Origin of the sequence: Vreelandella hamiltonii (assembly GCF_014651775.1) — a bacterium.
In the GTDB taxonomy this organism is placed as follows: Bacteria; Pseudomonadota; Gammaproteobacteria; order Pseudomonadales; family Halomonadaceae; genus Vreelandella; species Vreelandella hamiltonii.
Map to the genome: position 1 here is coordinate 19,121 of NZ_BMXN01000035.1, position 10,541 is coordinate 29,661.

Annotated in this window: 9 protein-coding genes; 1 reads left to right on the plus strand and 8 read right to left on the minus strand. The window is 57.5% G+C overall.

The window, feature by feature from the left end; all coding sequences use genetic code 11:
- Window positions 1-48 precede the first annotated feature (48 nt).
- The 3 genes from IE091_RS17450 to IE091_RS17460 all read right to left on the minus strand — a co-directional run bounded on the left by IE091_RS17450 (window position 49) and on the right by IE091_RS17460 (window position 2,857).
- Entirely contained in the window at window positions 49-1,122 is a 1,074-nt protein-coding gene (locus IE091_RS17450; protein WP_229800888.1) for a serine hydrolase, read from the minus strand.
- 106 nt (window positions 1,123-1,228) lie between these two features.
- Entirely contained in the window at window positions 1,229-2,413 is a 1,185-nt protein-coding gene (locus tag IE091_RS17455; protein ID WP_229800887.1) for a heparan-alpha-glucosaminide N-acetyltransferase domain-containing protein, read from the minus strand.
- A 147-nt stretch (window positions 2,414-2,560) separates the two neighbouring features.
- On the minus strand, window positions 2,561-2,857 hold the full coding sequence (locus IE091_RS17460; protein WP_039175189.1) for a hypothetical protein: 297 nt from the start codon (window positions 2,855-2,857) through the stop codon (window positions 2,561-2,563).
- A gap of 431 nt (window positions 2,858-3,288) precedes the next feature.
- On the opposite strand from IE091_RS17460, the gene IE091_RS17465 reads away from it, so the two are divergent.
- Window positions 3,289-4,230 (plus strand): DHH family phosphoesterase, encoded by a 942-nt coding sequence (locus IE091_RS17465; RefSeq protein ID WP_144980529.1) that lies wholly within the window; start codon window positions 3,289-3,291, stop codon window positions 4,228-4,230.
- Window positions 4,231-4,325: 95 nt separating this feature from the next.
- Here the strand turns inward: IE091_RS17465 and IE091_RS17470 are convergent, their stop codons facing one another.
- The 5 genes from IE091_RS17470 to IE091_RS17490 all read right to left on the minus strand — a co-directional run.
- The gene (locus IE091_RS17470) at window positions 4,326-6,071 is read right to left on the minus strand and encodes an IlvD/Edd family dehydratase (protein ID WP_189464236.1); all 1,746 of its coding nucleotides are present in this window, start codon (window positions 6,069-6,071) and stop codon (window positions 4,326-4,328) included.
- A gap of 58 nt (window positions 6,072-6,129) precedes the next feature.
- Entirely contained in the window at window positions 6,130-7,137 is a 1,008-nt protein-coding gene (gene araH / locus IE091_RS17475; RefSeq protein ID WP_144980534.1) for an L-arabinose ABC transporter permease AraH, read from the minus strand.
- 44 nt (window positions 7,138-7,181) lie between these two features.
- Complete coding sequence (araG, locus tag IE091_RS17480; RefSeq protein ID WP_189464237.1) at window positions 7,182-8,675, minus strand: L-arabinose ABC transporter ATP-binding protein AraG; 1,494 nt, start codon at window positions 8,673-8,675, stop codon at window positions 7,182-7,184.
- Between the two features lie 26 nt (window positions 8,676-8,701).
- Window positions 8,702-9,691, minus strand: coding sequence for an arabinose ABC transporter substrate-binding protein (locus tag IE091_RS17485; protein ID WP_189464238.1), 990 nt, complete (start codon window positions 9,689-9,691; stop codon window positions 8,702-8,704).
- A gap of 69 nt (window positions 9,692-9,760) precedes the next feature.
- Window positions 9,761-10,541: aldose epimerase family protein (locus IE091_RS17490; protein ID WP_189464239.1), on the minus strand; the 781-nt coding region annotated here is incomplete at its 5' end.

The following is a 10,541-nucleotide window of genomic DNA, read 5'->3' on the forward strand; positions in this document are numbered from 1 at the left end:
CAACTCCTTAATATTCAACCTGATAACGGTTCAACCCAAAACGGCGGGTCAGTTTATCACGCCGCTGTCGTGTAATGCTTCACCTACGCGGGTCAACGCCTGCTCGTGGGCACTCAGTGCCAGCGGGCCACGGCTACAGGCCACGATGACCCAGCGCTGCGCAGGTGCACCATCGCGGGTGGCGATGCCCGCATCGCAGCTGCGACGGTGCTGGGTGCCGGTCTTGTGGGCAAAGGTCACCTCGCGGCCCATGCCACGCTTGAGCCGCTGTTCGCCAGAGCGGGTGCGCTGCATGACTTCAAGCAGGGTTTGCCGCTGCTCGCGGTCGAGGTCGTCCATGCCTCCGTGGTGCAGGCTGGCCAGCAGGTCGCCGTAGGCACGCAGCGTGCCGACGTTTTCGCCACTGGCTTCGTAGGCATCGAAGGCGCTGTCGTAGTCTGGCTGCGCGAAACTGCTGGGCGATACCCCGAGCGTCCGGGCCAGCGCCGCGGGGCGCTGGCCAAGCCCATGCTGGCGAAGCGCCATGAAATCGAGCCCGCCCAGCTGGCGGGCCTGCGGGTGCAGCTGGCCGTACACGCCCTGGCGCACACCCACCAGCAGGCTGATGGGCCCCAACTGCTCGGGGTGCCCGCCGCTGGCCGCGACCATGGCCCGAGCACGGGCGTTGACGTCGGCAAGCCCCACGCGGTTGATCAGCATGTCCGTGGCCGTGTTATCGCTGACCGTCACCATCTGCTCCAGCAGGTAGCGGATGGAAATGGGCGTGCCAGGGTCGTGCCAGTTGACCGGCCCGGCGCCATCCACGAAGTCGCTGCGCGAGAGCGTGATCCGTTCATCCAGCGACAGCGTGCCTGCCTGGCGCTGCGCCAATACTTCCGCGGCCACCGGGACTTTCACCAACGACGCAAGATACCAGGGGTCATCGGCACGCCATGAGTACGCTTCGCCGCTCGTCAGCTGTTGCACGTAGACGCCCAGCTCGCCACCGAATGCCTCTTCGATGGCCGCGATCCGGGCATCCAGGCTGCCCTGCCAAGGGCTCTGCTTGTCGACTTCGTAGTACCAGTTCGTCTCATAACCATGCGCCTGCCCGTGAGTCTCTGCCAGCACGACCGGCCCCATCGGCAGCAACGCGCCCAGCACCATACTCAACCACCAGCGTTTGAAACGTCTCAAACCTTGCCTCCCCATCTACGGCTTACCGTTGCACTGCCTATTCTCGTACAGGCTATTTATGTCGGACCACCCAGCGGGTCAGCCCTATCCATAAGGCGGCCCCCAGAATCAACAGCCCGCCCACGCCGAGCACCTGTGGATAAGAGAGAACATTTTCGGCCCCCAGCAAAAAGCGCAGCACCAGAAAAATCATCACGATGTGAAATATGAAGGCCTTGAGGGCATCGCTGCCCACCACGGTCAGCGGCAGCAGCACCTTGGCTGCCATGGCGCCGCCTGCCAATGCCAGGCCCAGTAGCACTAGCGCCCCTCCCACGCTGAACAGCATGAATTGCAGCCCTGGCGGGTGCTTGCCCGCATTGTTGGCAATCGCCAGCATGGCGGCATCGACATCTCCAGCGCTGATGGCCAGGCCGTAGAAACCGGCCACCATCAGCGCCCCTACCACGACCAATACGCCGACCAAACGGCGGCGCAGCGCCACATCGAAGTAGCAGCGCAGCAAGGCCTCACCCATCAGCAACCCCGACAGCACCAGCGGTGCCCGGCTCAGTTGGCCCCAGGTGTAGTGGTCTTCATGATCCACCAGCAGCGCCTTGAGAATATCGTTTCCGCCGAAGCTCAGCCCTTGAAGCCAGGCCGAGAGCGCGGTCAGCCCCACAATGGCTCCGAGCCGCGCCCACAGAGGCGTTCGTGCCCACAGGGGGAGCAACAGCGGCACCCATAACAGGGCAATGGCATAAAATCCGAGGATTTCGACCCAGATGGCAAAGCGGCCATACAGCAGAGTATCGACGATGTCGGCGGGGGAGTAGTAAGGCAGCATCTCGACGATGGTCAGGGCCTTGTACCAGAACCACACTTCCAAGGCGCGTAACCAGAGCTTCAGGCGCCTTTTTGGCCAATCCTCGCTTTGGGTATGGGCCAAAAAGGCCACCGCCAGGGCAATACCGAACACCAGAATGAACAGCGACGATGAAAACTTGGTGATGAAGTGAACGGGGACCATGCCCCAGTCCGGTACGTTACGTATGCCGACCAAACCACTGACCGCATGGCTGACGATCATCAGCCCGATGGCGATACCTCGTGCCAGGTCGATGGCTTCGATACGCCCTTCGGCGCGAGGCAGCTGGGGAAGCTCTTTCCAATTCAACACGTTGGGCACGTCCTTGTTATCGTGGTCAGGGTCATAGCGGAAGGATTTTGTGAAGATGCGTCTCTTACCATAGCGCATCCACGCGCATTTCCCTTCCACGCTTCGCCCCTATGACAGCCCCTATGACACGATAGCCCAAACGCAACAGCGCCCCGCAATTGGCGGGGCGCTGCGTGGCTCATCCTTGAGCCGAAGTAGAAGTTACTCCCTTAAGCGGCCGTGGGATTACCAGCCAGAATCGTCTTCCTCTTCAGTCTCCCACTGATCCTGCTCTTCTTCTTCCTCTTCATAAGTGAATTCTTGCTCTTCCTCTTCGTACTCGGTGGTCACACCGTCGTTGGTGGCACCTTGCTCTTGATCAGCATCGAAAGAGTTGAATGAGCCTTGATCATCCTGCATGGTTTCTTCCTGCGGCGCAGTGGGGTGCTCTTCATGCTCCTCCATTGCGAATGCCAGCGGGCTGGCTACCAGGCCAAATGATACACCCAGAATACCGAGTTTCTTCAGAGCTTCCTTTTTCATGGTCGTGCCTCCTAATGGCGTTTCTTTCGTTCAGTTCGGCGTGTTACGCATCTAACAACGTTTCATCTTCACGATCGATAAGAGCGGCGTGTCGTCCTGACATTCGTGCTTGCCGTTCTTGCCTAGAACATTGCACCCCCCATGCCAGCCTGCGCCAGAAAATTTTTAAATTATTAAATTTCAGTGGCTTATAAAAAATTCCTGCATGCCAACGCGTCTCTTCTATAATATTTAATTAGTTTTTTATTGTTTACCTCTGACACATGAGCCCCTGATGCTCACGCCCCGCTGTAACACTGCTCACTTTAACTAGCCAGTGCTACGCCTCGCCGAAGCGTTGGTAACCGGGGTTGCAAGAGCGGAAAGGTTTATTTTAACCCGCGTTCACTGCTGGTATCGTTCAGATACCGATCACCGTGAAGAGACTACAAATGCCTACGCAACAGACATCCACGTTTCGTTTGGTTACCCGCAGCGATTTTGATGGGTTGGTATGCGGCGCACTGCTCAAGCATCTGGGGCTGATCGATGAGATCACCTTCGTGCACCCCAAAGACATGCAGGATGGCAAGATCGAGATCGATGCCAACGACATCACCACCAACCTGCCTTATGTGCCCGGCTGCCATCTGGCCTTCGATCACCACCTGAGCGAAACCGTGCGTAACGTCGAGCGGGCCGACAACCACATCATCAATGCCGACGCCCCTTCTGCGGCACGCGTCGTGTGGGAATATTACGGTGGCCACGAGGCCTTCCCCGCCCGCTGGGACGACATGATGGAGGCGGTCGATAAAGGTGATTCGGCACAGTTCGATCGCGACGAGATTCTCGACCCGCAAGGCTGGGTGCTGCTGAACTTCATCATGGACGCGCGCACGGGGCTGGGGCGCTTCCGCGACTTCCGTATTTCCAACTACCAGTTGATGATGAAGCTGATCGATTACTGCCGTGAGCACACCATCGACGAAATCCTGGCCCTGGAAGACGTCCACGAGCGCACCGCGCTGTACCGTGAACACGCGCAACTGGCCAAACAGCAGATCGAACGCTGCGCCAGCGTACACGGCAATCTGGTGGTGCTGGACCTGCGCAACGAAGAGACCATCTATGCCACCAACCGCTTCGTGATCTACGCCATGTACCCCGAGTGCAACATCTCGATCCATGTGATGTGGGGCCTCAAGCAGCAGAACACCGTGCTGGCCATTGGCAAGTCGATCCTCAACCGCTCCAGCAACACCAATGTGGGCGAGCTGTGCTTGAGCTACGGCGGCGGCGGCCACCTGAATGCGGGTACCTGCCAGGTCGATAATGACCAGGCGGAAAGCGCGCTGGCGGAGATTGTTGAGAAAATAAGGACAGATGGGTAAATATCAAAAGCCGTCTTAATTGAATAACAGCTCAAGATATCCCCCGACAAATAAATAGGGAGTGTGACCACTCCCTATCCTATCAAGTTATTACTTTAGTGCGAATGTCGCGGTACGTCAGCACCTCGACAACCTACCAGAAAGTCGAAGTCGCAGCCTTCATCGGCCTGTAGCACTCGTTCAATATAAAGCTGGCGGTAGCCTCCCTGGCTAGCAATCAATGTTGAAGCAGCAGTGGGGTCGCTGTCGGCAAGCCGCGATGCTAACTCTTCGTCGCTAATATCCAAATGCAGCCGTCCGCCAGCACAATCAAGTTCAATCCAGTCACCGTTGCGCACCGCAGCCAAAGGGCCTCCAGCAGCAGCTTCGGGTGCTACATGAAGCACGACGGTGCCATAAGCGGTGCCACTCATGCGAGCATCGGAAATGCGCACCATATCGCTAATTCCTTGGGCGAGAATTTTGGGCGGCAGCCCCATATTACCTACTTCCGCCATGCCGTGATAACCCCGCGGCCCACAGTGTTTCATGACGAGAATATCGTTAGCTTCCACCTCCAAGTCCGGGTCGTTGATGCGTGCCTTGTAGTCATCGAAATCTTCGAATACCACCGCGCGACCGCGGTGCTGCATCAGTTCGGCAGTGGCTGCCGAGGGCTTTAGCACCGCGCCGTTGGGTGCCAGATTGCCCTGCACCACGCAGATGCCACCATCCGCTGTGAGCGGGTTATCCAGCGGGCGAATCACCTCGTCGTTATAGAGCGGCGCGTTCTGGACGTTCTCCCATAGGGTTTTGCCGTTGACGGTTAACGCCTCTTTAAAGGGTAGTCGATCGGCGTCACCCAGGCGTTTGAGTACGGCAGGTAGGCCACCGGCGTAGTAAAACTCCTCCATCAGAAAGCGCCCTGAGGGTTGCAAATCGACCACCGTGGGTGTATCGCGGCCGACACGGCTCCAGTCGTCCAGGGTGAGATCGACACCAATTCGCCCGGCGATGGCTTTGAGATGAATCACCGCATTGGTCGAACCGCCGATGGCGGCATTAGTGCGGATGGCGTTATCGAAGGCTTCCTTTGTGAGGATTTTAGACAACCGTAGGTCTTCATTTACCATCTCGACAATCCGGTTACCGGAGAGATGCGCCAGCACGTAGCGGCGCGAGTCCACCGCCGGAATCGCGGCGTTATGGGGCAGCGACGTACCCAATGCTTCCGCCATACAAGCCATGGTAGAGGCAGTACCCATGGTGTTACAGGTACCGGCAGAACGGGACATGCCTGCCTCAGCGGCCATGAAGTCGTGCAACGAAATCTCACCGGCCTTAACCTTCTCGGATAGTTTCCAGACCACAGTACCGGAACCAATATCCTGCCCTTTATGTTTGCCGTTGAGCATTGGCCCACCCGATACCACAATCGTAGGGATATCGCAGCTCGCTGCGCCCATCAGCAGCGCTGGGGTAGTTTTATCGCAGCCCACCAGCAGCACTACTGCGTCGATCGGGTTACCGCGAATGGCTTCTTCCACATCCATACTGGCTAAATTGCGGGTAAACATTGCCGTGGGCCGCAGGTTGGACTCACCGTTAGAGAAGACGGGAAACTCCACCGGGTAGCCGCCGGCTTCCAACACGCCCTTCTTGACGTGCTCGGCCAATTTGCGAAAGTGCGCATTGCAGGGGGTCAATTCCGACCAGGTATTACAAATACCGATGATTGGCTTACCCTGAAACTCATGGTCTGGAATACCCTGGTTTTTCATCCAACTGCGGTACATAAAACCGTTTTTATCGGTGGTGCCAAACCACTGTGCAGAGCGTAATGGGCGCTGACGATCAGACATGAATAAGTCTCCGTACTAACCGGGATAAAGTGGCAAAAAGGGAGTAAAGCGTTAAGCGTCAGGCCCGCTGACGACGGGTCTGTTTCCAGCGGTCAAACATCACCGCCAGCAGCAGAATCGCACCGCGCACCAAGTACTGGTAAAAGGTCGGGACGTTGAGCAGGCCCATGGCGTTCTGGACACAGCCCATGATCAGCACCCCCACCAAAACGCCGGTGATGGTGGCAACACCGCCCGATAACGCCACCCCACCCAGCACACAGGCGGAGATAACCGCCAGTTCCAGCCCCATGGAGGTGTTGGGATCGCCCAAGCCCATGCGTGAAGCCAGTAGCACCCCGACAACACCCGCTACGACCCCCTGCAAGCCGAAGACAATCACTTTCAGGCGCCGGACGTTTACCCCCGCCAGCGCAGCGGCTTCCGAGTTTCCCCCTGTCGCCAGCACATTGCGGCCAAAGGCGGTCATGTTGAGTACTACTCCAAAAATCACAAAGCAGGCCAGCATGGTCCAGACTGGTAGCGTCAGGCCAAGAAACGAGGCGCTGCCCAGATCAAAGAAGCCTGGCACGGTGATCATCACCGCATCGCCGCCGGAGGTGATGTAGGCGAGCCCGCGCACGAACTCCATGGCGGCCAGGGTCGCAATGAGTGAGTTGATTCCGAACTTGGCGATCACCAAACCGTTAAAAACCCCCACCGTGCCACCGGCCAGGACGCCCCCCATCACACCGATAAATACGCTTCCAGAAGTCGTGGTCACCACAGCGGCAACGACACCAGCAAAGGCCACCGTGGAAGCCACCGAGAGATCCACCTCACCTAGTGCCAGCACCAGCATCATGGTGGTTGCCAAACTGCCGATCAGAGTGATCGACAGCAGCAGCCCGACCATATTGCGGCCAGTCAGAAAGCCGGGAATAAAGACCGACAACGACACAAACAGCAGTATGAAAATCGCAATCAGGCCAGACGTATCGAGTAGCGTGCGCAGCGGCTTGGCAAGCCCTTGCCGACCCGCCGGACAGGCAGGTAATTCACCTTGGGTTACATCATTGGTTGTCATGGTTAATATCCTGAACCTATGTTCTGAAAAGTGGCCATTTATAGTTAGGCAGGCAGCGCCAGCCCCAACAGGCGCTCGGGGGTTGCCGACTCCCGTGACACCACTTCCACCAGCTCACCGTCACGCATCACGGCAATGCGGTCGCAAATGGAGCTGACTTCGGCAAGGTCGCTGGAGATCACCACCACGCTTTTACCCTGCTCAGCCAAATCGTAGAGCAGCGCGTAAATATCCCGCCGCGCCCCCACATCAATTCCACGTGTCGGCTCATCCATCACAAACAGATCAATCTCTTCAGAGAGCCAGCGGGCCAGGATCACCTTCTGCTGATTCCCCCCGGAGAGCTTGCCGATGGGTGCCCGGGGCCCTGGCGTTTTTACACTGAGCTGCCGGATATAAGACTCTGCGTTACGCCGTTCGCGACCAGGATGACGGAATACGCCCCAGCGTTTATAAAAGCGTCGGCAACTGATATTGAGGTTGTCGGCCACGCTGGCGACGGGAAAGATGCCTTGGGATTTGCGATCTTCCGGGCACATGGCAATACCGGCACGGATAGCTTCACCGGGGCTCTTGAAGCGCCGCGATTCGCCGTTAAAGGTCACAGTGCCCGCTTTGGGTGACTCAACGCCGCACACCAAACGCAGTAGCTCACTGCGCCCGGCGCCGACCAAACCAAACATTCCAAACACTTCACCGCGTTTGACGGCAAAGCTCACCGGCTTTTTAAGGCCGCGCCCTTGGATGCCCTCTACGTTCAAGACCACATCGCCCTGCTCACGGGTGCGATAGCCGTACACATCGTCGATATCGCGGCCGACCATTTCGCTAACCAGCAGGTCGTGATTCAGCTCAGACATGTCCTCATGGGTACGGATATGCTTGCCGTCACGGAAGATGGTCACCGCATCGCACATTTCAAACACTTCCTCCATGCGGTGGGTCACGTAGAGTACCACCCGGCCTTCATCGCGCAGCCGATTGACGATGCGCTTAAGCTGGCGGATTTCCTGGATGGAGAGACTGCTGGTGGGCTCATCGAAGGCGATGATTTTGGCGTCGCGGAGCAGCGCTCGGCCAATTTCGATCATCTGCTGCTGGCCAATGGAAAGCTCGCGTACCTTGGTGGAGGGATAGATGCTTCCTTCCCCTAGGTCGGCGAGGATCGCTAAAGCCCTTTCCCGTAACTCGCGGCGGTTAATAAAACCACTCCGCGTGGGCAACTGCCCCAGTAACAGGTTCTCAGCCACCGACATATTGGGCGAGAGAGTCAGTTCCTGGTAGATGATCGAGACGCCTTCCCGAAGTGCCTCGCGAGCGTTACCGAACACATGGCGCTGACCATTGATCCATAGCGCACCCTCCGCCACGCGGTTAACGCCACTCAGCACCTTGAGCAGGGTGGATTTACCCGCTCCGTTCTCTCCCATGAGCGCATGCACCTGGCCAGCGTGAGCGGCAAAGCTCACACCATCCAGTGCCCGCACACCAGGAAAGACAACGCTAATCCCATCGAAGCGTAGATATGGATCAGACATATGTGAGCACTCCTGCCATTAGCGGGTTACAGACCCAGTGCCGCACGCACTTTTTCCCAATTGTCGCGAGTCATCAGCGTGCCGGAAGTTTCGGTATTTGCCGGAGGCTCCTGATCTTCAGCAATCCAAAGGTAGAGGTCTTCGGCCGTCTGGCGACCATGCATGGTGGAGCTGACCGCCACGGTACCGTAAAAGCCTGTGGGATTGTTGCGGGAAAATTCGGCAAAGGCCGCGCCTGAACCGTTGATGCCCACCCCGATCACGTTGTCGGCTGCCAAGCCATACTGCTCGGTGGCTCTGACCCCACCCAGAACGCTCTCCTCATTCAGGGCATAGATGACCCAGTGAGCAAACTCTCCACGTTGGGAGAGTATCGGCGCTGCAGCTGAGAATGCGCTGGAGGTATCGGTACTCTGTTGAGGTGCATCGAAGATATTCGCTTCAGGAAAACCTGATGCCAGCAAGGCTTGGGTGGCGCCATCAGTACGCTCGACGGCAGTGGGTAGCTCATTATTGGTAATACGCAGCGCGGCGACTTCTTCAGGGTTCCAACCTCGTGCTTCTATCTCAGCGGCGATTGCCTGGCCTACCTGCTGACCAATCCTGGTGCCCGACATCCCCAAGTGCGGTACGCCTTCCATCGGCTCGCCACTAGAGGTCACGAATTGATCATCTACAGTAATCACCTTCATACCGTACTGCTCGGCACGGTTCATGATGGCAGACCCAAGGCGTACATCAGGAGGGCATATCACAAATCCTTGGGCTCCTTGGGCGTAGAGGTTGTCGATTGCGCTAAGCACCTCCTGCCCATCCTTGCCACTCATCCGCACCACGTCGAATCCAAGCTCTTCACCACGCTCGGTGGCCGCTCGCTGCTCGTTGATAAACCATGCCTGTTCGGGCTGCTTGACGATAAAGCCGATTTTCACATCCTGCGCCTGCACTGAGCCCAAAGAGGCCAACATGATCGCGCTGCCCAGGGCTAAACGGCTAAATGCTGTTGTCAATCTCATTGTTATACTCCTGCTGTTTTTAGCGTTGTTTTTATGGCTATCTCAGTTTTTATGACGACCCCATTGGGGCTATGCCCCAAAGTCTTGCTGTGCCGAAAAGCGGTATACTGTACGCGAGCGGTACGTATCGCCGGGCGCTAGAATCGTGCTGGGAAATGCGTCCTGATTGGGAGAGTCAGGATAGTGCTGGGTTTCCAGGGCAAAGCCCGAGCGGTGCTGATAAAGTTGGCCCTGTTTGCCAGTCAGGTCTCCAGCAAGAAAGTTACCCGAATAGAATTGGATGCCTGGCTCGGTCGTCAAAATCTCCACCATACGCCCACTTTGCGGCTCCCACACTTTGGCAGCCACCACGAGTTCCTCTGCACCAGCGCTATCGCGGGCGAGCACAAAGTTGTGGTCATAACCGCCGCCGAAAGCGAGCTGTTCGTTGTCTTGCTCGATGCGTTCACCCATGGGTGTCGCCTGGGTAAAATCGAAAGGGGTGCCATCTACCGAGCGGAGCTCGCCAGTGGGAATCAGGCTGTCGTTGACCGGGGTAAACTCAGCGGCGTTGATCATCAACTGATGATCAAGAATGGTATCGCTACCCTCGCCTTTTAGGTTGAAGTAGCTGTGCTGGGTCAGGTTCACAGGAGTGGCTTTATCGGTCACCGCCCGGTAATCAACCACCAGTTCATTATCATCGGTCAGGGTATAGATGACTTCGGTTTCCAATCGCCCGGGATAGCCTTCCTCGCCATCCTCGCGAGTTATTGTCAAATTCTGTGTATGGCCGGTCAGGCGGCAGTCCTGTCTGACTGATCGGTCAAGGGTTCGCCGTCCTTGAACTGGACGTTGTTCACGACCAGCT

What these genes read in the sequence shown, in the direction of transcription:
- IE091_RS17450 (WP_229800888.1), bottom strand. Translation starts at nt 1,122, where the DNA reads ATGGGGCCGGTCGTGCTGGCAGAGACTCACGGGCAGGCGCATGGTTAT.
- IE091_RS17455 (WP_229800887.1), bottom strand. Translation starts at nt 2,413, where the DNA reads ATGCGCTATGGTAAGAGACGCATCTTCACAAAATCCTTCCGCTATGAC.
- IE091_RS17460 (WP_039175189.1), bottom strand. Translation starts at nt 2,857, where the DNA reads ATGAAAAAGGAAGCTCTGAAGAAACTCGGTATTCTGGGTGTATCATTT.
- IE091_RS17465 (WP_144980529.1), top strand. Translation starts at nt 3,289, where the DNA reads ATGCCTACGCAACAGACATCCACGTTTCGTTTGGTTACCCGCAGCGAT.
- IE091_RS17470 (WP_189464236.1), bottom strand. Translation starts at nt 6,071, where the DNA reads ATGTCTGATCGTCAGCGCCCATTACGCTCTGCACAGTGGTTTGGCACC.
- araH (WP_144980534.1), bottom strand. Translation starts at nt 7,137, where the DNA reads ATGACAACCAATGATGTAACCCAAGGTGAATTACCTGCCTGTCCGGCG.
- araG (WP_189464237.1), bottom strand. Translation starts at nt 8,675, where the DNA reads ATGTCTGATCCATATCTACGCTTCGATGGGATTAGCGTTGTCTTTCCT.
- IE091_RS17485 (WP_189464238.1), bottom strand. Translation starts at nt 9,691, where the DNA reads ATGAGATTGACAACAGCATTTAGCCGTTTAGCCCTGGGCAGCGCGATC.